At 62.7% G+C, this 21,774-nt stretch carries 19 protein-coding genes, 3 tRNA genes and 1 pseudogene; 4 read left to right on the top strand and 19 right to left on the bottom strand.

All coding sequences use genetic code 11. From position 1 onward, the window contains the following. From JAB6_RS17270 to JAB6_RS17255, 4 genes are all read left to right on the top strand, one after another. Window positions 1-77, top strand: a tRNA-Asp gene (locus tag JAB6_RS17270). Between the two features lie 217 nt (window positions 78-294). After that, window positions 295-370 (top strand) — tRNA-Val (locus JAB6_RS17265). A 54-nt stretch (window positions 371-424) separates the two neighbouring features. Further along, window positions 425-501 (top strand) — tRNA-Asp (locus JAB6_RS17260). Window positions 502-861: 360 nt separating this feature from the next. Beyond that, window positions 862-1,200 (top strand): CzcE family metal-binding protein, encoded by a 339-nt coding sequence (locus tag JAB6_RS17255; protein ID WP_070303795.1) that lies wholly within the window; start codon window positions 862-864, stop codon window positions 1,198-1,200. 68 nt (window positions 1,201-1,268) lie between these two features. On the opposite strand, the gene ahpF is transcribed toward JAB6_RS17255, so the two are convergent. From ahpF to JAB6_RS17160, 19 genes and pseudogenes are all read right to left on the bottom strand, one after another. Further along, the gene (gene ahpF, locus JAB6_RS17250) at window positions 1,269-2,864 is read right to left on the bottom strand and encodes an alkyl hydroperoxide reductase subunit F (protein ID WP_070303793.1); all 1,596 of its coding nucleotides are present in this window, start codon (window positions 2,862-2,864) and stop codon (window positions 1,269-1,271) included. Between the two features lie 98 nt (window positions 2,865-2,962). Continuing rightward, window positions 2,963-3,526 (bottom strand): alkyl hydroperoxide reductase subunit C, encoded by a 564-nt coding sequence (gene ahpC / locus JAB6_RS17245; RefSeq protein WP_034753905.1) that lies wholly within the window; start codon window positions 3,524-3,526, stop codon window positions 2,963-2,965. Window positions 3,527-3,713: 187 nt separating this feature from the next. Then, window positions 3,714-4,112: a DUF3597 domain-containing protein gene (locus JAB6_RS17240; RefSeq protein WP_070303791.1), complete on the bottom strand. Its 399-nt coding sequence runs from the start codon at window positions 4,110-4,112 to the stop codon at window positions 3,714-3,716. 169 nt (window positions 4,113-4,281) lie between these two features. Further along, window positions 4,282-7,083, bottom strand: a complete 2,802-nt coding sequence (locus JAB6_RS17235) for an EAL domain-containing protein (RefSeq protein WP_254671667.1) — start codon at window positions 7,081-7,083, stop codon at window positions 4,282-4,284. Window positions 7,084-7,217: 134 nt separating this feature from the next. Next, the gene (rbsD, locus tag JAB6_RS17230; RefSeq protein ID WP_035823039.1) at window positions 7,218-7,610 is read right to left on the bottom strand and encodes a D-ribose pyranase; all 393 of its coding nucleotides are present in this window, start codon (window positions 7,608-7,610) and stop codon (window positions 7,218-7,220) included. A gap of 4 nt (window positions 7,611-7,614) precedes the next feature. After that, a complete protein-coding gene (rbsK, locus tag JAB6_RS17225) occupies window positions 7,615-8,523 on the bottom strand; it encodes a ribokinase (RefSeq protein ID WP_070303787.1) in 909 nt (302 codons plus the stop codon). Next, the gene (locus JAB6_RS17220) at window positions 8,520-9,578 is read right to left on the bottom strand and encodes a LacI family DNA-binding transcriptional regulator (protein WP_070303785.1); all 1,059 of its coding nucleotides are present in this window, start codon (window positions 9,576-9,578) and stop codon (window positions 8,520-8,522) included. Before JAB6_RS17220 ends, rbsK begins: the two co-directional genes overlap by 4 nt. Window positions 9,579-9,587: 9 nt before the next feature. Beyond that, window positions 9,588-10,559, bottom strand: coding sequence for an ABC transporter permease (locus JAB6_RS17215; RefSeq protein ID WP_070303783.1), 972 nt, complete (start codon window positions 10,557-10,559; stop codon window positions 9,588-9,590). 18 nt (window positions 10,560-10,577) lie between these two features. Then, window positions 10,578-12,131, bottom strand: coding sequence for a sugar ABC transporter ATP-binding protein (locus JAB6_RS17210; protein ID WP_070303781.1), 1,554 nt, complete (start codon window positions 12,129-12,131; stop codon window positions 10,578-10,580). 85 nt (window positions 12,132-12,216) lie between these two features. Further along, on the bottom strand, window positions 12,217-13,152 hold the full coding sequence (locus JAB6_RS17205; RefSeq protein ID WP_254671669.1) for a sugar ABC transporter substrate-binding protein: 936 nt from the start codon (window positions 13,150-13,152) through the stop codon (window positions 12,217-12,219). 232 nt (window positions 13,153-13,384) lie between these two features. Beyond that, on the bottom strand, window positions 13,385-14,266 hold the full coding sequence (locus tag JAB6_RS17200; protein ID WP_070303777.1) for an EamA family transporter: 882 nt from the start codon (window positions 14,264-14,266) through the stop codon (window positions 13,385-13,387). Between the two features lie 162 nt (window positions 14,267-14,428). After that, window positions 14,429-15,505 carry a zinc ribbon domain-containing protein gene (locus JAB6_RS17195; protein WP_070303775.1) on the bottom strand — a complete coding sequence of 359 codons (1,077 nt, stop codon included), beginning with the start codon at window positions 15,503-15,505 and terminating at the stop codon, window positions 14,429-14,431. 8 nt (window positions 15,506-15,513) lie between these two features. Continuing rightward, window positions 15,514-16,629, bottom strand: coding sequence for a zinc ribbon domain-containing protein (locus JAB6_RS17190; RefSeq protein ID WP_139143417.1), 1,116 nt, complete (start codon window positions 16,627-16,629; stop codon window positions 15,514-15,516). 65 nt (window positions 16,630-16,694) lie between these two features. Next, complete coding sequence (locus JAB6_RS17185; protein WP_139143416.1) at window positions 16,695-17,420, bottom strand: hypothetical protein; 726 nt, start codon at window positions 17,418-17,420, stop codon at window positions 16,695-16,697. Between the two features lie 47 nt (window positions 17,421-17,467). Further along, on the bottom strand, window positions 17,468-18,022 hold the full coding sequence (locus tag JAB6_RS29730) for a hypothetical protein (protein ID WP_070303769.1): 555 nt from the start codon (window positions 18,020-18,022) through the stop codon (window positions 17,468-17,470). Between the two features lie 351 nt (window positions 18,023-18,373). Then, window positions 18,374-18,481: pseudogene (locus tag JAB6_RS29950) on the bottom strand (zinc-ribbon domain-containing protein); the annotation flags it as partial. 281 nt (window positions 18,482-18,762) lie between these two features. Next, window positions 18,763-21,024: a YgiQ family radical SAM protein gene (locus tag JAB6_RS17170; protein ID WP_070303806.1), complete on the bottom strand. Its 2,262-nt coding sequence runs from the start codon at window positions 21,022-21,024 to the stop codon at window positions 18,763-18,765. Between the two features lie 244 nt (window positions 21,025-21,268). After that, window positions 21,269-21,547: a DUF4404 family protein gene (locus JAB6_RS17165; RefSeq protein WP_034753883.1), complete on the bottom strand. Its 279-nt coding sequence runs from the start codon at window positions 21,545-21,547 to the stop codon at window positions 21,269-21,271. An 11-nt stretch (window positions 21,548-21,558) separates the two neighbouring features. Continuing rightward, window positions 21,559-21,771, bottom strand: a complete 213-nt coding sequence (locus JAB6_RS17160) for a VF530 family DNA-binding protein (RefSeq protein WP_070219603.1) — start codon at window positions 21,769-21,771, stop codon at window positions 21,559-21,561. Window positions 21,772-21,774 lie beyond the last annotated feature (3 nt).

Genomic DNA, 21,774 nt, shown 5'->3' with positions numbered 1-21,774 from the left:
GGAGTGGTAGTTCAGTTGGTTAGAATACCGGCCTGTCACGTCGGGGGTCGCGGGTTCGAGTCCCGTCCGCTCCGCCAATAAAAGAAAAGCCCTTTGGTTCTCTGAACCGAAGGGCTTTTCCCATTTCAGAAGCAGAAAACACGTCAGTTCCCCCTTCCCTGACTATTTTTGCGCTTTTCAGCAAAAAAACTGCTGTTCACCCTCAAGAATAGTTGCACAAGCACGAAAGCGCCCCCTATAATAGTGCCTCTTCCAGACGTGGTGACAAACGTCGGGATAGTTTTCTGGGTATGCGGGTGCTTAGCTCAGTTGGTAGAGCGGCGCCCTTACAAGGCGTAGGTCGGGAGTTCGAGCCTCTCAGCACCCACCAAATCAGAAAATTATCCAGTGCTTCATGGATCAGCAACACAGATCATACGAGCTTGGAGTGGTAGTTCAGTTGGTTAGAATACCGGCCTGTCACGTCGGGGGTCGCGGGTTCGAGTCCCGTCCGCTCCGCCAATAAAAGAAAAGCCCTTTGGTTCTCTGAACCGAAGGGCTTTTCCCATTGTGGGACCGCAAATGCTCTAGAATCAGCGCTACCCCGGCTCCGCCCCTACCCCGCAGTTTTCTCCCTACCTCGTCCTCTGGCCCATCATGCTTTGCTGCAATTTGCCCCAGCCTGGCCCTGTATCCGGGCAGCGATCAGGCCCTGGCCTTGCTCGTGCCCTTGGCGGCGACGGTGCAATTGTGAAATAGGACTTTGCAGATCCGACAAGAAACGCTTAGGATGCCGTGTTGCAAAAACCGGCGATCCCGGTGCAGCCACAACGACAATATGGCGCGGCTACTCGCTGCGCCAGGCTTATTCTTGGAGAAATTATGTTGAACACCCACCGCCGCGCCCTGGCCATCCTGTGCGCCACCCTTGCCACCTCGGCCATCGCTGCCGGCCCCACAGGCACGGCCGCCGACTATGGCAGCAGCGCCCCGCACACGGCCGCCCAGCGCAGCATCGAGCTGCGGCCCGACACGCGCCACATCAACGTCACGCGCGGCGAAACCGTCACCATCGCGCGCGCCGGCCAGCGTTTTACATGGCACGTGCAAACTTTCAACAACAAGACCGTCTTCGCTCTGAGCGACATCGCGCCGAAGGACATGCCCGTCGATGGCATCCGGGTGTATGTGGCCGCCAATCCCCTGTACGCGGGCAGCTAAGTTTCTTCTACACATAAAAAAAACCGGAACCACCTCGCGGCCGTTCCGGTTTTTTTCAGCGTAAAGATTTACGCCGTCAATGCTTCTTTCGCTGCCGACTCTTCGACCACTTCCTCGTCATCCGAGCGGATCAGGTGGTCAAAGGCGGACAGGGCTGCCTTCGCACCTTCGCCGGTGGCGATGATGATCTGCTTGTACGGCACCGTGGTGACGTCGCCGGCCGCAAACACGCCGGGGATCGAGGTCTGGCCGCGGGCATCGACTTCGATTTCGCCGTGGCGCGACAGCGCTACCGTGCCTTTGAGCCATTCCGTGTTCGGCACCAGGCCGATTTGCACGAAGACGCCTTCCAGCTCGACCTTTTTCGATTCGCCGCTGACCCGGTCCGTGTAGGAGAGGCCATTGACGATCTTGCCGTCGCCGTGGATCTCGGTCGTTTGCGCCGAGGTAATCACCGTCACGTTGGGCAGGCTGTGCAGCTTGCGTTGCAGCACCGCATCGGCACGCAGTTCCGCGCCGAACTCGATCAGGGTCACGTGTTTGACCAGGCCAGCCAGGTCGATCGCCGCTTCCACACCCGAGTTGCCGCCGCCGATCACGGCCACGCGCTTGCCCTTGAACAAAGGACCATCGCAGTGCGGGCAGTAGGCGACACCGTGGTTGCGGTATTCCTTCTCGCCCGGCACGTTGATTTCGCGCCAGCGGGCGCCGGTGGCCAGGATGACGGTCTTGGCTTTCAAGATGGCGCCATTTGCCGTTTCAATCTGCACCAACTTGCCCGGCGTCAATTTCGCGGCGCGCTGGGTGTTCATGATGTCGACTTCGTATTCCTTGACGTGCTGTTCCAGCGCCATGGCGAACTTCGGACCATCGGTTTCCTTGACGGAAATAAAGTTTTCGATGGCAAGGGTGTCGAGCACCTGGCCGCCGAAACGCTCGGCCAGCACGCCCGTCTTGATGCCTTTGCGGGCCGCGTAGATGGCCGCTGCCGCGCCGGCAGGGCCGCCGCCGACGATCAGCACGTCAAACACGTCTTTCTTGTTCAACGCTTCCGCCTGGCGAGCGCCGGCATTGGTGTCGAGCTTGGCGAGGATTTCCTCGACATTCGTGCGTCCCTGGCCAAAGTGTTCGCCATTGAGGAACATCATCGGCACGGCCATGATTTGCCGCTCTTCCACTTCTTTCGGGAACACGCCGCCATCGATGGTGGTGACCTTGATGCGCGGATTGATGACCGACATGGCGTTCAGGGCCTGCACCACTTCCGGGCAGTTATGGCAGGAGAGCGAAATAAACGTTTCAAATTCGTAGTCGCCGTCGAGGTTGCGGATCTGCTCGATCACGGCCTCATCGAACTTGATGGTGTGGCCACCCACTTGCAGCAGCGCCAGCACCAGGGAGGTAAATTCGTGGCCCAGCGGCACACCGGCGAAACGCACGCCGATGTCGGAGCCGGTACGGTTGATGCTGAACGACGGGGCGCGTACGCCAGCGTCAAGGCGCTCGACCAGCGTGATCTTGTCGCTCAACAGGACTATTTCCTGGAGCAATTCCTTCATCTCGCGGGCTTTTGCGCTGTCATCGAGAGAAGCGACCAGCTCAAGCGGATACACCACTTTTTCCAGGTAGGATTTCAGTTGGGTTTTGAGGGTTGCGTCTAACATGATTTTTTCTTCCTTTACAAATATTTAGGCGAATGCCGGGCCGGACGCCCGGTCCGGCATCGCGGTAACTACTTGTTTGCTACGTGTTGCATCGAGACTTAGATCTTGCCAACCAGGTCCAGCGATGGGGTCAGGGTTGCTGCGCCTTCCGTCCATTTGGCTGGGCACACTTCGCCTGGGTGAGCGGCAACGTATTGAGCTGCCTTCACTTTGCGCAACAGTTCCGATGCGTCACGGCCGATGCCGTTGTCATGCACTTCCAGCACTTTGATGAAGCCGTCTGGATTGATGACGAAGGTACCGCGCAGTGCCATGCCTTCTTCTTCGATCATGACTTCGAAATTGCGCGACAGGGTACCGGTTGGGTCGCCGATCAGTGCGTATTGCACTTTCTTGATCGCGTCCGAGGTGTCGTGCCATGCTTTGTGCGCGAAGTGCGAATCGGTCGAGATGCCGTAGACATCGACGCCCAGCTTCTGGAATTCAGCGTGGTGATCGGCCAGATCTTCCAGTTCGGTTGGGCAAACGAAGGTGAAGTCGGCTGGGTAGAAGACGAATACCGACCACTTGCCTTTCAGCGACGCTTCCGTCAGGTCGACGAATTTGCCATTGTGGTATGCGGTTGCCTTGAATGGTTTAACTTGGGTATTGATCAGCGACATTTCATTTCCTCTCGTGTGGTGAATCAGTAAGACTCTAGTGTAAGGGGTTTTAACCCATAAGCAAAATTGATTGTCACAATAGTTTCAATTGGTTTTAGCTATCACGACATCATGGGAACTCCATGATAGGCAGTTCCCACGCGATTGGATAGCGGTGACAATGGATACCCCTGCCGCCGCCAGGTGTTTAGTTCTTCAGTTCGTCCGGTACTTTGCCGCCGTTTTCCGCCAGCTTGATCATCACCTGGCGATGCAGCCAGATATTCATGCTGGCCGAATCGTTGGTGTCACCCGTGAAATGCAGCTCTTGCGCCAGTTCCTTGCGCGACGCCAGGCTGCTGTCGAGTTGAAGCAGTTTCATCAGGTCGACGATGGACGTGCGCCAATTGAGTTTTTCCGCGTTCTTGCTGGCCAGGTCGACCAGCACCACTTCCACGTCCACCACGGGCGCGGCAGCCGCTGGCGCAGCAGGTGCGGCCGCCGGTGCTGCGGCAGGCGCGGTCGTGGCGGCGGCCGGCGTGGCTGCCGGTGCGGCGTCGGACGAATGGTGGAAGATCTTGTTGTAGATATTGCTGAAAATGCCCATGAGGTCACCTCGAGTTGAGTGAATGGAAGAAATATTGCCTGCGCACCCCGTTAGCTACCGGTGACAGCAAAGCCGGGCGCAGGCGCCAGCCCGTCGAGTATAAGCCCGTTCAAGCCGGGAGCCCCGTCCCGCAGGCCTGGATGAAATCTGGTGGCGGGCGATGCCTGTTTCAAGGGTGCAAGGGCCGCTGCGCGTGCAGCAGCGCATCGAACGCTTCGATGGACAGCGGCGGCGCAAACAGCTCGCCTTGCGCAAAATCGCAGCCGATTTCCAGCAGCAGCGCGCGCTGTGCTTGCGTCTCCACCCCTTCGGCGATGACCTGCAAGCCCAGTTTATGCGCCATGGTGACGATGGCTTCGCACAGCACCAGCTCGCTGCTGCCGTCCGCCAGCTTGCGCACCAGCACGCCATCGAGCTTCAGATAATCGATGCCGCACTGCTGCAGCTGCGTCAGCGAGGCATGGCCGCTGCCAAAGTCGTCCAGGGCGATCTGCAGACCCGCTTCGCGCAGGTGCTGCAGGCGTGGCGCCATGCTATTGCCGTTGGGTAAAAGTACATCTTCGCGCATGTCGAGCACGATGGCCGAGGCCGGCACATCGAGCGCCATCAGCTGGCGCAGCCAGGTGCCGGGCGCCTCCACTTCGCGCTGCAGCTCCAGCGGCGACTGGTTCAGGCACAGTTGCAGCCCCGGCAAGCCGATGGCATGGCCTTGCGCGCGCCAGCGCAGCAGCTGCGCGGCCGCCGTGTGCAGCACCCAGTCGCCGATCTCCACGATCAGGCCGCTGCTTTCGGCCAGCGCCAGGAAATCCGGCGGGCATACCACGCCCCGCTGCGGATGCTGCCAGCGCAGCAAGGCTTCCGCCTTGGCAAGTTTGCCGCTGTGCAGCTCGACGATGGGCTGGTAATACAGCTGCATCTGCTGCTCGCGCAAGGCCGTGCGCAAATCCGCCCCCAGGCGCATGCGGTTGACGGCCGCCACCTGCATGGCGGGCGTAAAGTAGCTGTAGCGGTTGCGCCCCGCCCCTTTCGACACATACATGGCCTGGTCCGCCTGCTTGAGCAAGTCCTCGATATTGCCCGCATCGTCCGGATACAGGGTGATGCCGATCGAGGCCGAGACGAACGCCTGCTCCTGCCCCAGCAGGAACGGCGCCAGCAAGCCGTCGAGTATCTGCCGCGCGATGCGGTCGACTTGCTGCAGATCATCGAGGTCGGACAGGATCACCGTGAATTCATCGCCACCCAGGCGCGCCACCGTGTCCGTCTCGCGCACGCCCACGCGGATGCGCCGCGCCGCCTCGATCAGCAGGATATCGCCCTGGTGGTGGCCGAGGGTATCGTTGACTTCCTTGAAATGGTCGAGGTCGATGAACAGGATGGCCACGCGGCTCGTATCGCGCCGGCCCTGGGCCAGCGCCTGGCGCAAGCGCTCGTGGAACATGCGCCGGTTCGGCAATTGCGTCAGGGTATCGAAATTGGCTTGCTGCCAGATCAGCGCTTCCGTTTGCCGCTTGTCCGTCACGTCTTCCAGCATGCACAGGTGATGCGGGCCGCCATGGCGCGCCGTGGCGATGGCCGTCACCGACGCGTCGACCCACACCACGCTGCCATCGGGACGCACGATGCGCTTGGCGTGGCGAAAACCGTGCAAGCTGCGCGCCAGCAACTGCGCCACCTGCTCTTGCTCGCCAGCCACGTCATCGGGATGGCTGATCTCCATCCAGCTCGTTTGTTTCATGTGTTCCAGGCTGCGCCCGCTGATGGCCAGGTAGCGCGGGTTGATGTCGAGAAACTGTCCGCTCACGGTATCGATCAGGGCGATGCCCATGGGCGCTTCCTCGAACATGGTGCGAAAGCGCAATTCCCCCTGGCGGATGGTTTCCTCCGTGCGGCGGCGCTCGCGCGCCAGGTTGTTGAAGTGAAAGGCAGCCGACACGGCCAGCAGGCTGCCCGCCAGGCCCAGCGACAGATACAGCCAGCCCAGGTCGGCGCCCGGCACGGGACGGTACAGGAAGCCTTTGTAGGCGCGGCTGTCCGTGGCATGGCGCGGCAGCACCCCCATGCTGGCATAGGTGTCGGCGATGTGCTGCCAGCGCTGGGGATTCATGTAGCCGAGCTCCACCAGCACGGGCTGCAGCAGCAATTCCATCTGCTGCGCCTCGTACAGCAGGTGCGCACGGTCGTGGCGCTGGCTGTATTTGGCGTGGATCAGTTGCGCCATTTCCTCGCGGTGCGCCATCGCGTATTGCCAGCCGCGCAGGCTGGCCGCGCGGAACGCTTTCACGCGCTCGGGATGGCGGCGCAGTTCCTGCTCGCTGGTAAACAGGTTGTCGCCGTAGAAATCGATGCCGGCCGTGCGCGGCGTAAATTGGTAGTAGGAAAAGCCCGCCCGGTCCAGGTAGTCCGGTTCATTGGTGGAGTACGCGGCAATCGCATCGACCTTGCCATTGATCAAATCCTCGATCCGGTAGCTGGGCGGCAAGTGGCGCATCTGCTGCGGCGCGACGCCCATTTTCGCCAGGAACAGCGACACTTCATCGGAGGCAAGGGCCACGTCGCTGGCCGCGCCGATCATCACGGGCGCTCCCACCAGTTTGCGCACGTCGGGCGCGCCGCCCTGCTGGCGCATCAGCAGCACGCTGGGCGAATGCTGGAACACCACGGCCAGCACCACCACGGGCTTGCCCGCCAGCCTGCTGAGCAACAAGGTGCTGTTGCCCACGCCATACTCGGCCTGGCCCGCCAGCACGGCTGCCTCGGCAGGCGGCACGCCGCTGCCTTCGACCAGTTTCACCTCCAGTCCCGCCTCGCGATAATAGCCTTGCTCGATGGCCGCGTAATAGCCGGCGAACTGGAACTGGTGCGTGAAATTGAGGTGCAGGGAGACGGGTTCCAGCGCCCGCACGGGCGTGACCAGGCACAGCAGCAGGAAGAAACAGCAGCGGAAAGCGTCGAGGGCTTTCATCGGCATGGCGCAACACCACAGGAAGCTGCCAAGCTGGCAGGGGTAAGGCTATTGTAGCCGCCCCTTTTGCCAATGGATAACTATTTCAGTGAGGACAATAGCGTTGATGTTTTTGGCAAACAATGTCGCCATTGTTTGCGCTAGAACACGACGCCGGCCACCAAAATGATGTTGGCGTACGGACTGCACTCGCCCGTGCGCACGATGGCGCGCGCGCCCTTGCTCAATTGCTTGAACTCCTCGTGCGTCACCTGGCGCGCATCGGGCAAGGCCAGGGCCGCCACCTGCGCCGCCATGGCCGGATTGTGCTGCGGCAATTCGCTGGCGAGCAAATGGTATTCCACCTGCATTTCGCTGAGCACGGTATTCACGGTATCGATGAAGCCGGGAATGCCGCGCGTCAGGGCCAGGTCGATCAGGGGCACGCCCGGTTGCGACGGCAAGCCCGCGTCGCCGATGACGAGCATGTCGCCATGGCCCAGCGAAGCGATCAGTTGCGACAGTGCGATATTAAGCAGCGGTGATTTTTTCATGGGTTCAGAACAGCTCGTGCAAGTGGGGAATCGACGTTTGCGCGCCGGGCTTGGTGACGCTCCAGGCGGCCGCGCGCTGGCCTTGCTGAATCGCTTCCGCCTCATCCATGCCGGACGCCAGGCCCGCGACAAAGCCGCCGATGAAGGTGTCGCCGGCGGCCGTCGTGTCGACCGCTTGCACCGCTTCGGCGGGGAAGGTGTAATCGCCGCCATACAGGGCCGCGTGCACGCCCTTGGAGCCGAGAGTGATGATGACGTTGTCGCTGCCCAGCTTTTGCAGCGCGGCGGCCAGCGCCTTGGCATCCGCGCCTTCCGGGCTGACGCCGGCCAGCATGGCCGCTTCGATTTCATTCGGAATCAGGTAGTCGACCAGTTCCAGCACGCCTGCCGGCAGGCTGGCCGCCGGGGCCGGGTTCAGCACCACGGTCTTGCCCAGCGAACGGGCCAATTTGATCGCGTGCACGACGGTGGCCATCGGCGTTTCCAGCTGCAGCACGACGATGTCGGCCTGCTCGATCAGCTCTTTTGCCGCGTCAATGTGCGCGGGGCTGAGCAGATCGTTGGCGCCGCCGGCGATGACGATGCTGTTCTGGCCATTGTCGTCGACGAGGATGGAAGCGATGCCGGACGCGACGCCCGGCAAGGTCGTAATGTGGCTGTCGATGATGTCGTCGCCCACCAGCGCCGCGCGCAAGGTCGCGCCAAACGCATCGTCGCCCACGCAGCCGACCATGGCCACTTGCTGGGCGCCCGCCACCTTGCCGCTCAAGCGCGCGCAGGCCACGGCCTGGTTGGCGCCCTTGCCGCCAGGAATCGTACGGAAAGCGCCGCCCGTCAGGGTTTCGCCGGGGAGGGGCATGCGCGGCACGCGCAAGACCAGGTCCATATTGATGCTGCCGATAACCACGATCATGATGTCATTCCCATCAGTTCAGTTGCAGGTGAAGAAGTAGGTGCGATAGAAGGTAGCGTGGCGGCCACGCTGGAGCCGCGCACGTGCAGCTCCGGGGCGATGCTGCGCTGCTGGCGCGGCAAGGCGGGGTCGGCGATGCGCGCCAGCAGGCAGGCGGCCGTGATGTGGCCCAGCTCGCGCGTATTTTGCGCCACGCTGGTCAAGGCCGGATGCACGAAGCTGGCCAGGTCGATATCGTCGAAGCCGACAACGGCCAGTTCACCGGGCACGGCAATGCCGCGCTCGGCGGCGGCGCGCAAGGCGCCAAAGGCCATCAAGTCGTTGCAGCAGAACAAGGCGTCCGGGCGCTGGCCTGGCGGCAGCGCCAGCAAGTCCAGCGCGGCAGCATAGCCGCCCGCGCTCGTGAAATCGCTATGGCGGCACAGCGTATCGGCCAGGACTACGCCTGCGTCCGCCATAGCGCTGCGCACGCCAGCAATGCGGTCATTGGAAATGCTCACTTCGCGCGGGCCGGCGATGCAGGCGAGGCGCCGGCGTCCCAGTCCCAGCAGATGGCGCGCGGCGAGGGCACCACCGGCGCGGTTGTCGACAGCCACGGCATCGATGGACAGGTCGCTGGGCGCGCGGTCGAGCAGCACGGCCGGCACCTTCATCTTGCGCAGCAATTCGCCATCGCTGTCGGCCAGCGCGGACAAAATCAGGCCGTCGCAGCGCTTGGTCAAGAGCACATTCAAATAGTCGCGCTGCTTGACGGGGTCGTCATCGGAATTGCACAAAATGACGCTGTAACCGGCCGCGTAGCAGCTGTCCTCGATGCCGCGCGCCACTTCCGAAAAATACGGGTTCGTATTATTCGGAATGATCAGGCCGATGGTGCCCGTGCTGCGGCTGCGCAAGGACCGCGCCAGCGCGCTGGGCACGTAATGCAGTGCCTCCGCCGCCGCCAGCACGGCGCGGCGCGCCTCGTCGCTGACGGGGCGGGTATTGTTGAGGACGTGCGACACGGTGGTAAACGACACCCCCGCCGCCTGCGCCACTTGTTTGATGGTTGCCATGGGCCAGTATTATGAACGCTCGCCGCGGCGGCGGTAGGTATCGAGCACCACGGCCGCGACGATCACGAGGCCCGTGACGATGCGTTTCACGGGTTCGGACACGCCCACTTGCGCCAGGCCCGCTTCCAGCACGGAAATGATCAGCACGCCGATAAACGTGCTGATGACGGAACCGCGACCGCCCATCAGGCTCGTGCCGCCGATCACGACGGCGGCGATCACTTGCAATTCCATGCCCACGCCGCCGTTCGGGTCGGCCGCTTCCAGGCGCGACACCTGGAACAGCGCGCCCACGCCGGCGAGAAAGCCCATCAAGGCAAACACCAGCACTTTCGACGGTTTTGTATTGATGCCGGACAAACGCACGGCTTCTTCATTCGTGCCGATGCCGATCCAGTGGCGGCCCAGCACCGTGCGCGTGAGCACCAAATGGCCGATGACAACGATGGCAATCGAGGCGATGAAAGCGGGCGACAGGCCGAAGGCGATCGGCGAGCTGATGCCGTCAACGGCGCTGCCGATGTATTCCGTGCGCGAGTTCGTCACTTGATACGCCATGCCGCGCGCCATTTCCAGCACTCCCAAGGAAACGATGAACGAGGGAATGCGCCAGCCGACGGAAATCAGGCCCGTGGTGGCGCCACACAGGGCGGCGACGAACATGCCCAGCAGGGCCGCGCTCCATACGGGCCAGCCCCAGTGCACGACGGCCAGCGACAGCACGGAAGCGGCCAGCGCCATCACGGAACCGACCGACAGATCGATGCCGCCGATGATCAGCACGAAGGTCATGCCGACAGCCATCACGACGAGGGTCGGAATATTGTTCGACAAGGTGCTCAAGGTGGCCAGGGTGAAGAAGTTTTCGCTGGCAAACGAGAACAGCACGCACATGGCCAGCAGGGCGCCGATCAGGCCCGCATAGTTTTTCAGGTCGGCCAGGCTGCGCTGCAGATACGAAGGAGAGGAATTGGTGGTCATGGGAATCTTTCCGGCGGATCAGACCGCAGCTGGAGTGGAAGTAGGGGTCAAATAGCCGGAGAAGGCGGCCGACAGCAGTGCGTCCTGGCTCCAGGCGCCGCGCTCGAAGGTCTCGACGATGCTGCCCGCGCTCATGACGGCGATGCGGTCGCAGATCAGCATCAGTTCGCGCAAGTCGCTCGAGACGATGACGAGGCCCTTGCCCTGACGCGCCTGCTCGGCCAGCACCTGATAAATATCAAACTTGGCGCCGATATCGATGCCGCGCGTGGGCTCGTCAAACAGCATCACGGGGCAGTCGCGGTACAGCCAGCGGGCGATCACCACCTTTTGCTGGTTGCCGCCGGACAGTTCCGCCACCGTTTGCGCGCTGTTGCGCGAGCGGATGCCCAGGCGCTCGATGTAGTCGTCGGCCACCGACGCTTCGGACGCATCGTTGAGCCAGCCGGCGCCGCTGACGGTGTCGAGCGAGGCCAGGGTCGTGTTGACGGCGATGGACTGGCGCAGCAACAAGCCTTGGCCCTTGCGGTCTTCCGTGATCATGGCGATGCCCGCTTTCACCGCTGCCTGCGGCGAGGCCAGGGCGGCCGGTGTTTCGCTGTCGCCAAGGAACACGTCACCGGCGTCGGCACGGTCGGCGCCGAAGATCAGGCGCAGCAATTCCGTGCGGCCCGAGCCGATCAGACCGGCGATGCCGAGGATTTCACCGGCGCGCAAGTCGAACGAGGTCGGGTTGACGACCTTGCCGCGCGCCAATCCCCGCACGCGCAGCAATGGCGCGCCGTTGGTGCGACCGCTCAGGTCCACCGCATCGTCGGCCGAACGGCCCACCATCAGGCTGACCAGATCGGCGGCGGAATGGCCCGCGATATCGTCGTCGCACACGAGTTGCCCATCGCGCAGCACGGCGATGCGGTCGGCCACGCGCTTGAGTTCTTCCAGGCGGTGGGAAATATAGATGATGCACACGCCTTCGGCCTTCAGACGTTCGATCTGCAGGAACAGCAATTCCACTTCGCGGTGCGTCAGCATGGCCGTCGGCTCGTCGAGCACCAGCAAACGGCAGGCGCCGATCAAATTGCGCGCGATTTCGATCATTTGCTGGTGGCCGATGCCCAGTTCGCCCACGAGGGTCCACGGATCGAGGCCGCCCAGGCCGACTTTTTCCATCTGTTCACGCGCGTCGCGTTCGAGACGGCCGCGGTCGATGAAGCCGAAACGCTGCGGCAGGTTTTTCAGGTACAGGTTTTCCGCGATCGACAGGGTGGGAATCAGATTGAGTTCCTGCATCACCATGCGGATGCCCAGCGCCTCGGCGGCGCCGCGCGAGGCGGGCTGGTAAGGCTTGCCGTCGAGCAGCATCGTGCCCGTGGTGGCTTGCTCCAGACCGCAGATGATCTTCGACAAGGTGCTTTTACCAGCACCGTTTTCGCCCGTCAGCGCCAGCACCTGGCCGGGGGCGAAGCGCAAGCCCACGCCGCCCAGCACGGGGCCGACATAGGACTTGCCGATGTTGTCCAGGGTCAATAGAGGGATGGCGGCTGATGGCGCCGGGGGGATGTCGATGGGCATGATAAAACTCCGCGGTAGTGGCGGCGGGGCCGCCGCCGCCTGCTCGCATGAGTAGGCAGGCGCCGGCCCCGGCGGGATCAAACGATCAGGACTTGGCAGCCTTGGCGACCAGTTCGACCTTGGTTTCAATGACGCCACCCAGATCGGCCTGTTTCTTCTTCTGCGCCAGCGCTTTCAGCACCGTCTCGATGCCGAACACGGCTTGCTGCGAGCCGAACTGGTCGGCGGTAGCCAGCACGCGGCCATCGGCCAGCATCGGCTTGATGGCGTTGATGTTGTCGTAGCCGACGACGAGCACTTTGCCCGTCTTGCCGGCCGCCTTGATGGCGGAAATGGCGCCGATGGCCATGTTGTCGTTACCGCACAGCAAAGCCTTGATGTTCGGATTGGCGTTCAGCATGGCGGCCGCCACCGTATTGGCAGGAGCGATTTCCCACTGGCCCGACTGCACGCTGACGACCTTGGCGCCGGCCGCGCTCATGGCGTCCTGGAAGCCCAGGGTGCGCTGCTGCGCGTTGTAGGTGGTCGAGACGCCTTCGATGATGCCGACCGGATCGCCCTTCTTGATCTGCTTGGCCAGGAAGTCGCCGACGACCTTGGCGCCTTTGCGGTTGTCCGGGCCGACGAACGGTACGGAAATACCCTTCTCTTTCAGGGCGCCTTCGTCGAGCTTGTTGTCGATATTGACGACGATGATGCCCGCGTCGATGGCTTTCTTCAGCACCGGCACCAGCGCCTTCGAGTCGGCCGGGGCGATCACCAGCGCGTTGACGCGCGAGACGATCATTTGCTCGACCAGCTTGATCTGGCTCGACGTATCCGTTTCATCCTTGATGCCGTTCGACAGCAAGTCGTACTTGGCGGCATTGGCCTTCTGATGCGCCTTGGCGCCATTTTCCATGGTCAGGAAAAATTCATTGGCGAGCGACTTCATCACCAATGCGACCTTCGGTTTGGCAGGTGTCTGCGCCATCGCCGGCGCTGCGGGCAAGGCACACACCAGGACAGCGGCGGCAATCATTTTCAGGCGAATACGGGATGTCATGAGCGTCTCCAGAGTTGTTGGTCAAGCACGTCTACACCATGCTTTTATGAAATTTTACGGCGCGCAAACGTTTGCGCGAAGCGAATAGTGCCTCAATGCCCTATTACAGTGCAAGCAAAACTGTATGTGCGGTGCAGCAAAAAGGGAGCGCCCAGAGGGAAACAGGCAGGCCGACGCGATCGGCCTGCCGAGGAGAAATGCGTAGAAATCAGACGTTTGTTGCGGGACGGGCGCTGGCCCACTGCACGGCCAGCACGCTGGCCAGCACCAGCAGCAAGCCCAGCATCGACCAGCCCGTCATGGCCTGGCCCAGCAAGGCCCAGCCCAGCACGACGGCCATCAGGGGGCTGAGCAGTCCCAGCGAGGAGACGGCCACGGGCGACAGCCTGGCGATGCCACGGAACCACAAGGCGTACGCCAGCAGGGCGCCGGCCAGGCACAGGTAGGCGTAGGCCAGCACTTGCTGCAGGGATAATGCCGGCAAGGGCGCGTCGGCCAGCCAGGCGACGGGCGCCAGCATCAGGCCGCCGAGCAGCAATTGCCAGCCCGTCAGCGCCAGCACGGGCAAGTCCGGCTTCCAACGCCGCGTCAGATAGGTGCCGGCCGCCATGCAGGCCGTGCCACCCAGCGCGGCAGCGATGCCGACCGGTTCCCACACGGTGCGCGGCGACAACAACAAAACACCCATGCCAGCCACGCCCAGCACGCTGGCCCCCAAGGCCAGGCGGGCCGGACGGCGCCCTTCCACGCCCCAGGCCAGGCCCATCACCAGCAGCGGCTGGATGGCGCCCACCACGGCCGCCAAGCCGCCAGGCAAGCGGTAGGCGGCCACGAACAGCAGCGCCTGGAACACGCCGATATTCAGCGCGGACAGGATCAGCACGCGCATCCAGTCGCGCCGCGCGGGCAGGCGCCGCATGACCAGCAGCAACAGCAAGCCAGCCGGCAAGACGCGGATCAGGGCCGCCGTGAAGGGCCGGTCGGGCGGCAGCAATTCGGACGTGACGATATACGTGGAACCCCAGATCAGGGGCGCCAGCGCCGTGAGCAGAATATCGCCCCAGGCGGGGCGGACGGAAGAAGAAGCCATACAACTATCTCGACACTAAGATAAAAACTCAGTGTGGACGCGAACTATCTTGATGTCAAGACAAATGGGCGTGCGCGCCGCTGCCTGCGAACGTAAAAAAACCCGGCATGGCCGGGCTCGGGGAAGCAGATCAGGCGGCAAGGTGCGCCGCCTGACAGATGCTTAATCGCGCACGCGCCGCAGGGTCGTTACCCGCACGCCGCCCATGCTGATCTGCGCCGTGCTGCCATCGTCGCTGACGATAATATCCATGGCCGCTTCGCCCGCGCCTTCCGGCGCGATCGTCACGGTATTGCCCTTGGTGGTGAAGGTGGCCTTGGTCGAGGTGCCGTTATTGATCACGCTGTCACTGGTAAATTCCAGGACGTTGCCCATCGCCGCCTGCCATTTCCCCACCGCCGGGTGGCCGCCAAAGCTGAACACGCTTTTCAGCTTGTCCAGCATGCCCGCACCCTGCACGGCTGGCGCTTTGCCTATCACACCGCTCATGGCCGCCTGGCTCATCTGCGTTTCGTCGATGACTTGCCATTGCTTGTCGACCAGCGCCATCGGCAGTCGCACTTGCAGATCGCCGTCCGGCAAGCGCTGCAGGATCAGTGCGCGGTCCGGCGATTTGGCGAACCATGCCGCCTCATCGGTCAGCGTCAGGGTGGCCTTGGCCATCGCCACTTGCTGTGCGCCCAGGTCGCGCACCTGATCGTAGCCGCTGACCTTGGCCACTTTCACGCCCTTGGCCACGCACAGCTTGTCGCCGCGCAAGGCCGCCTTGCCCGGCGCGGCCAGCGCGTAGACAAATTGCGATTGCGCAACCCAGCCTCCGCTGCCTTGTTCAACGGGAGCGTTGTACAGCCCGCTACGCACGAGGATATCCAGCCATTGCCGAGTGGAACTGTCGTACGACGCCACACGGATCTCTTCCTTCTGGTACGGCAAGTTGGTGAGGCACAGCAGCTTGTCGCGCACCGCCTCGTCAGCGGCCAGGTGGGCATCGATGGCGCGGCTGAAACTGCTGGCCGAGGCCGCCTCTGGCTTCAGCAGCCACGCCAGGGCGCCGCCAGCCACGATGACCGCCGCCAGCACGCCGCCGGCGATCATGACGTGGCGCCGCTTCACACCGGGCAGCGCCGGCGTCACGGCTGGTGCGGGCGCCGTTGCGGCGTTGACGGCCTTGCCGCATTCATCGCAGAAGCGCGCGCCGGGGGCATGGGCGGTGCCGCATTTGGTGCAGAAGTGAGCCATGGTGTGCCTTACTTGAGTTTATGCGCGCATGCGCCGCAGAACACGTCATCGGACGCGACCGGTGCCTTGCAGCTTGGGCAATGCAGGCTGTCAACGGGCGCGGCAGCCGGAGCGGCTGGCGTGGCCGGTGCCGCAGCTTGCTCGGCCAGGGCGCGCGCACGGTCACGCGCTTCCTCGGCTTTTTTCTTGACCGTGGCCAGGCCGTCGTTCAGGCTCGCTTCCGAGGCGCTGAAATCGACATTGCGCGTGGCGTTCAGGTAGATGATGCACACGCCCTTGGTGAAGATCAGGCCCGGTACCACGGCCGCGGCCGCCAACAGCAAGCCGCCGCCCAGGCCCGCTGCGATGATGTAGCCGGAACCGCCATTCAGACCCGAAGCCAGGGTGTACATATTCATCTGGCCGCCCAGGCCCAGGATGCCGGCCGACATGCCGCTGGTCAGCGACACGCCGGTACCGACCACGCCAAAGATCAGCAGCGCGACAAACGAGGTGATCAGGAACAACAGCACTTCCAGCAAGATCACGGACACCAGCTTGGTGCGCACGATCAGGTTCAGGCGGGCAATGATCTGGAACACGGTGGCGCCCGACCAGGCGGCAGGGCCGGCCAGCGGCAGCATCACGTAGAACAGCGCAAACACCAGCACGCCCAGCACGATGGCCGACAGCGGGAAGACGACCGTGTACAGCACGGGGCCGAGCACGGGAATCTTGCAGACAAACAAGATGATGGCGATGGTGATCATGGCCGCCAGCACGATCAAAAATTCAAGGAAGACGACCGCGATCAGGCGGTGGCTCGTGTACAGCGAAACGAGCATGGCATCAACCAGGCTCATGCCAGGCTGGCCTTGCGCGTCGCGCATCAGCATGATGCCGACAGCGTTAGAACCGTAAAACATCACAAGGAAGGCCATCAGGCCACCGACAAAGACCAGCAGCGGACTGCTCATGCCGCCGGCAAGCATCGTCAGCACGCCACCGACGAGCACGGCGCTGATGAAGGTCAGGGCCAGCAGCGCAATCGCGCGAAAGTTCCTGATGGCGTCGGTCGCTTCGATCAGCGAACCCACGGCGGAGGAAAAGGGAAGAGGTTGATGTGTTTGTGTGGAAATGGTCATGTCTGGCCTGGAAGGGGTGAATCGGGAGGGGACGGCCTGCCTGGCCGTCCCATGGTCATGCTGTATCAGTAGGCCAGCGCCAGTTGCAGCTCGCTCGCAGGCGCCTGGCGCTGGACGATCTGCAGCTTGACGTCCTGGCCACCGACGCGCTTGCTATTCAGGTACAGGGCCGTGCGTACCGGGTAAATGCCCTGCGGCACGCCTTCAGGCATGGGGATCGAGAAGCCGCCCTTGTAGGCGCCGCTGCCGTTATTGCTGCTGACCACCTTGCGCACGGTTTTGATCAGCTCGCCATTGGGCTTGTACAGGCTCAATTCTTCTTCCACCAGCGGGTTCGGATCGCGCGTGCCGGCCGCCACTTCGATGTACGAATTGGTCTGCGCCTTCTGGCCCGGACGCACGGACGACGGCGTAAAGCCCGTCTCGTATTTCACCAGGGTCGACTGCTCGGGCAGCTTGCCCTTGTTGGCCACCTTGTAATCGGCCTGCACCTGCTGCGACGTCTTGACTTGCTGGCTTTGATAATTGAGGGCCACGCAGGCGAGCGCGCCCAGGCTGGCGCCCAGGGCCGCACCGCGCACGGTGTTGTTGCCACCGCCCAGCAAGCCGCCGACGACGGCGCCGATGCCGGCCAGCATGGCCGTATTGCATTCGCCACTGGCCGCTTCCGTGCCTGCGGTGGTGGTATTGCCCGTGGCGCCAGGGCCGCCCGGCGCGGCGCAGCCGGCCAGCATCAACGACACGACCAGCATCGCCACCAGGGGCTTGGCCATTTGTTTCAAGTTTTTCACGTTATTCTCCGAAAGAATCAAAATAGGAATGGGAGGCAAGCTACGGCTTACTCGATCTGAATTTGCGACAGCGCCTTGTCTTGCGCTTCCTTCGCCTTGCGCTTGATGTCGAGTGCATGTCGGTTGCTCTTGTCCATGCGCAACACGGCATTCGCATTGGCAATGGCACAGTCGTATTTGCGCTGGCTCATGCAGTGGCTCGCTTCCGACAGGCTGTCCGTGATCACGCTTTCCAGGCCCGTCGTCTGTTTGACAGGCGCCTGTGGCGGGGTCACCTTGACGGGCTTGGCCGGTTTTTCCACGACAGGGGCCGGGGCCGCTGCTGGAGCCGGCTCGGGTGCCGGAGCAGGCGCTGCCGCTGGCTCAGGCTCGGGCTCGGGCTCGGCAGCAGGTGTCGCGGCAAGGTCGCCCGCCGTGCCGCCATCGAGCGCAGCGTCATCGATGGCCAGCGGCTGCTCGGCGGCCGGCGCAGGGTCTTCCTGCACCGGCAAGGTTGCCTCCGGTTCAGGCACGGCGACAGGCGGCTTGCCTGATAAGAAATAGTAAGCGCCCGCACCGCCCAGAAGCACCACCGCTGCGACGGCCGCGGCGATCAGTTTCATGCGCTTGCCAGCCGGTGGGCTGTCAGCCGGCGTGTCGGGAACGCTGTCTGTCACTGCTGCGGGAGCGGTTTCTGGTTCCCGTGCGGGGGCGGGCGCAGGGACCGGATCGGCACGGCGCTTTTCCAGCACGGGCGGTGGCGCAGGTGGCGCGACCGGTTCCGCCACCGGTGCCGGGGCAGGCTCAGGCACGGACACTGGTTCAATGACGGGCGCAATCTCCGGCGCGATGACCGGCTCTGGCAGCGGCGGCGGCATCGCTGCGGCCACCGGCGCCACGGCAAAGCTGAACGCGCACTTGGGGCAGAACCGGGCGTCCGGCTTGCAGTCATGGCCGCACTGGCCACAGGATTTTCCCGGCACCGGGGCGGCAACGGTCGTGGCAACGGCAAACGTCGTGCCGCAGGAAGAACAGAATTTGGCGCCCGGCTTATTCTCGGCCTGGCAGGAAAGGCATTTCAATTGGCATCTCTTTTCATATCAACGCTGGGAGCCGCATACGCCGGCGCTTGCCAGAATGGCAGTATTGTTGACGTACGGCTAAATGTTCAACGAGTATATTTTCAAATACCAAGTTGCCACAAGGGAAAATTGCCTTTTGCTCTATTCAATTTTTAAATATTGGTAAAAATCCTGCCAGCATGGCGTGCTGCGCCCCATGTTGGTGCGCAGATGGCAAAAAACCCGGCAACGCTGTATGCGTTGCCGGGTTCTCAGTCGATGCCGGGGACAGTGACGCTGGCTTACTTGCGTCCGCCCCGTGCCGGTGCGGCATGGCCGCCCTTGGCTGGCGGCTTGCCGCCACGGCCCATCGGCACGGCGGCCGGCTTGGCCTTGGTCTTGATGGTCGACAGGATCGATGGACGCACTTTCGATTCGACGGCTGTCGCCTTCGGCGCGGCGGCCGTGCCGCCCAGGGCGATGCGGTTCTTGCCCGGCGTGACCTTGAACTTGTCCGGCGTGCCGGCGCCATGCGTCTGGCGGCTGCGTTCGCCTGCGGCCAGTCCGCCCGACTCGGACGAGGTCCAGGCCGGAATCAAATGCTTGTCGCCATTGCCGATCAAGTCGCCCCGACCCATGTTGACCAGCGCCTCGCGCAGGATCGGCCAGTTGGCCGGGTCCTGGTAGCGCAGAAAGGCTTTATGCGTGCGGCGGATCTTGCCGCTGCGGGCCGTTTCCACCACTTCCGAGTCCGCCGTCACCTTGCGCAAGGGATTCTTGCGCGTGTGATACATCGTCGTCGCCATGGCCATCGGCGTGGGCATGAAGGTTTGCACCTGGTCCAGCTTGAAATTATTTTTCTTCAGCCACAGGGCCAGGTTCAGCATGTCCACGTCCGTCGTGCCCGGATGGGCGGCGATGAAATACGGGATCAGATACTGCTTCTTGCCTGCTTCCAGCGAGAAACGGTCGAACATTTCCTTGAATTCGTCGTACGCGCCGATGCCGGGCTTCATCATCTTCGACAAAGTCCCCTCTTCCGTGTGCTCGGGCGCAATTTTCAAGAGGCCGCCGACGTGGTGCGTCACCAGTTCCTTGACGTATTCAGGCGAACGTACGGCCAGGTCGTAGCGCAGACCTGAGCTGATCAGCACTTTCTTGATGCCGGGAATGGCGCGCGCCTTGCGGTACAGCGAGATGAGCTTGCTGTGGTCCGTGCCCAGGTTCACGCAGATGGACGGGTACACGCACGACAGGCGGCGGCACGACACTTCGATCTCTTTTTCCTTGCAGGCCAGGCGGTACATATTCGCCGTCGGGCCACCCATATCGGAAATGGTGCCTGTAAAGCCTTTGGTTTTATCGCGGATATGCTCGATTTCACGCAGAATCGACGGCTCCGAACGGCTCTGGATGATGCGGCCTTCATGCTCGGTAATCGAGCAGAAGGTGCAGCCGCCGAAGCAGCCGCGCATGATGTTGACGGAAAAGCGGATCATTTCCCAGGCCGGGATATGCGCCTTGCCATAGCTCGGGTGGGGCGCGCGCGCGTAGTTCATGTCGTACACGCCATCCATCTCGTCCATGGCCAGGGGCAGCGGCGGCGGGTTGAGCCACACGTCGCGTTCGCCATGCGCCTGCACCATGGCACGGGCATTGCCGGGATTCGATTCCAGGTGGAACACGCGCGACGCGTGCGCATACATGACGGGGTCATCCTTGACGACGTCGTACGATGGCAGGCGCACGACCGTCTTGTCGTGCTTTTCCTTGGCCATGGCCAGGCGCTCTTCGCGGCTCATGATGCGGATCGGCTTGATGACTTCGGCCGATTTCGACGCATTTTCCGTGGCGCAGGCGGTCTTGTCTTCCTGCACCATCTCATACGGGCTGTAGTGCGGATCGATCTTGCCGGGCACGTCGACGCGGGTGGAGTTGTGCACGCCCCAGTCGTCGCCGGGCAGCCAGCCGGATGGCACCATGAAGGCCGTGCCGCGCAAGTTGCGGATATCCTTGATCGATTCGCCAGCGGACAGACGGTGCGTCAGGTCGACCAGCGCCCGCTCGGCATTGCCGAAGATTAGCAGATCGGCCTTGGAATCGGGCAAGACGGAACGGCGGACCTTGTCCGACCAGTAATCGTAATGGGCGATGCGGCGCAACGATGCTTCGATGCTGCCGATGACGATGGGCACGTCGGGATACGCTTCGCGCGCGCGCTGGGCGTACACGGTGACGGCGCGGTCCGGGCGCTTGTTCGGTTCCGCATTGGCCGTGTAGGCATCGTCGGAGCGGATCTTGCGGTCGGCCGTGTACTGGTTGACCATGGAATCCATGTTGCCGGCGGTAATGCCGTAGTACAAACGCGGCTTGCCGAGGATGCGGAACGCGTCGGCCGACAGCCAGTCCGGCTGGCTGATGATGCCGACGCGGTAACCTTGCGCTTCGAGCAGGCGGCCAACGAGGGCCATGCCGAAACTCGGATGGTCGATGTAGGCGTCGCCCGTGACGAGGATGACGTCGCACTGGTCCCAGCCCAGCGCGTCCATCTCGGCACGCGACATCGGCAGGAAAGGCGCCACGGCAGCGCGGGCAGACCGCTTGGGAACGGTCGCAAATAAATTGGTAGGGGAGCTCATAGGGTACGGATTGTACCGGAATTGGCCATTTCCAACCTGACGGCCTGCTTTTTACTGTTGGATTTCAGTACAAAAAACGTTTATTTTTCAATCACTTGGGGTCAGACCCGTTGGGTCTGACCCCAGAATTTTTGACTGCTGGGGTACGACCCGGCGGGTCGGACCCCGATCAGATCCCCATATTCGCCAGAATCTCACCAAGTTCCCGCAACGCCGGCTCCAGTTTCGGGTGCTTGACGGCAAACTTGGCCGACAATTCCTGGCTGCGCTCGGCCAGGCCATAGGTGGTCGACTCTTCTTCCTGTTCCTGCGCGGCGCGCTTTTCCATCAGCAACTTGATGTCGACATCGAGTTTTTGCAGCAAACCATGCAGTTCTTCATCGACGGGGCCGCTGGTTTCCAGTGTCGAATGCAGTTGTTGCAGCGATTCCTTGAGTTTGCTATCCATGTTTTTTCCTGTCAGTCAGTAAATTGCGTGTCCAGGAACAATTGTTCCACCTTGCTCCTGGCCCACGGGGTCTTGCGCAAAAACTTCAGGCTCGACTTGATGCTGGGATCGCTGATGAAGCAATTGATATCGATGTGCTTGGCCAGGCCGTCCCAACCGTAGTGGGCGTGCAGGCGCGTCACGATACCTTCCAGGGTGATGCCATTCAAATCTTGCTGACTCATATA

The organism is Janthinobacterium sp. HH104 (genome assembly GCF_001758715.1).
GTDB lineage: Bacteria > Pseudomonadota > Gammaproteobacteria > Burkholderiales > Burkholderiaceae_D > Janthinobacterium > Janthinobacterium aestuarii.
The sequence above is the reverse complement of the archived record's forward strand: the minus strand, read 5'-3'. Positions and strand labels throughout refer to the sequence as shown.

What these genes read in the sequence shown, in the direction of transcription:
- JAB6_RS17255 (WP_070303795.1), top strand. Translation starts at nt 862, where the DNA reads ATGTTGAACACCCACCGCCGCGCCCTGGCCATCCTGTGCGCCACCCTT.
- ahpF (WP_070303793.1), bottom strand. Translation starts at nt 2,864, where the DNA reads ATGTTAGACGCAACCCTCAAAACCCAACTGAAATCCTACCTGGAAAAA.
- ahpC (WP_034753905.1), bottom strand. Translation starts at nt 3,526, where the DNA reads ATGTCGCTGATCAATACCCAAGTTAAACCATTCAAGGCAACCGCATAC.
- JAB6_RS17240 (WP_070303791.1), bottom strand. Translation starts at nt 4,112, where the DNA reads ATGGGCATTTTCAGCAATATCTACAACAAGATCTTCCACCATTCGTCC.
- JAB6_RS17235 (WP_254671667.1), bottom strand. Translation starts at nt 7,083, where the DNA reads ATGCCGATGAAAGCCCTCGACGCTTTCCGCTGCTGTTTCTTCCTGCTG.
- rbsD (WP_035823039.1), bottom strand. Translation starts at nt 7,610, where the DNA reads ATGAAAAAATCACCGCTGCTTAATATCGCACTGTCGCAACTGATCGCT.
- rbsK (WP_070303787.1), bottom strand. Translation starts at nt 8,523, where the DNA reads ATGATCGTGGTTATCGGCAGCATCAATATGGACCTGGTCTTGCGCGTG.
- JAB6_RS17220 (WP_070303785.1), bottom strand. Translation starts at nt 9,578, where the DNA reads ATGGCAACCATCAAACAAGTGGCGCAGGCGGCGGGGGTGTCGTTTACC.
- JAB6_RS17215 (WP_070303783.1), bottom strand. Translation starts at nt 10,559, where the DNA reads ATGACCACCAATTCCTCTCCTTCGTATCTGCAGCGCAGCCTGGCCGAC.
- JAB6_RS17210 (WP_070303781.1), bottom strand. Translation starts at nt 12,131, where the DNA reads ATGCCCATCGACATCCCCCCGGCGCCATCAGCCGCCATCCCTCTATTG.
- JAB6_RS17205 (WP_254671669.1), bottom strand. Translation starts at nt 13,152, where the DNA reads ATGATTGCCGCCGCTGTCCTGGTGTGTGCCTTGCCCGCAGCGCCGGCG.
- JAB6_RS17200 (WP_070303777.1), bottom strand. Translation starts at nt 14,266, where the DNA reads ATGGCTTCTTCTTCCGTCCGCCCCGCCTGGGGCGATATTCTGCTCACG.
- JAB6_RS17195 (WP_070303775.1), bottom strand. Translation starts at nt 15,505, where the DNA reads ATGGCTCACTTCTGCACCAAATGCGGCACCGCCCATGCCCCCGGCGCG.
- JAB6_RS17190 (WP_139143417.1), bottom strand. Translation starts at nt 16,629, where the DNA reads ATGACCATTTCCACACAAACACATCAACCTCTTCCCTTTTCCTCCGCC.
- JAB6_RS29730 (WP_070303769.1), bottom strand. Translation starts at nt 18,022, where the DNA reads ATGAAACTGATCGCCGCGGCCGTCGCAGCGGTGGTGCTTCTGGGCGGT.
- JAB6_RS17170 (WP_070303806.1), bottom strand. Translation starts at nt 21,024, where the DNA reads ATGTCGCGTGCCGAGATGGACGCGCTGGGCTGGGACCAGTGCGACGTC.
- JAB6_RS17165 (WP_034753883.1), bottom strand. Translation starts at nt 21,547, where the DNA reads ATGGATAGCAAACTCAAGGAATCGCTGCAACAACTGCATTCGACACTG.
- JAB6_RS17160 (WP_070219603.1), bottom strand. Translation starts at nt 21,771, where the DNA reads ATGAGTCAGCAAGATTTGAATGGCATCACCCTGGAAGGTATCGTGACG.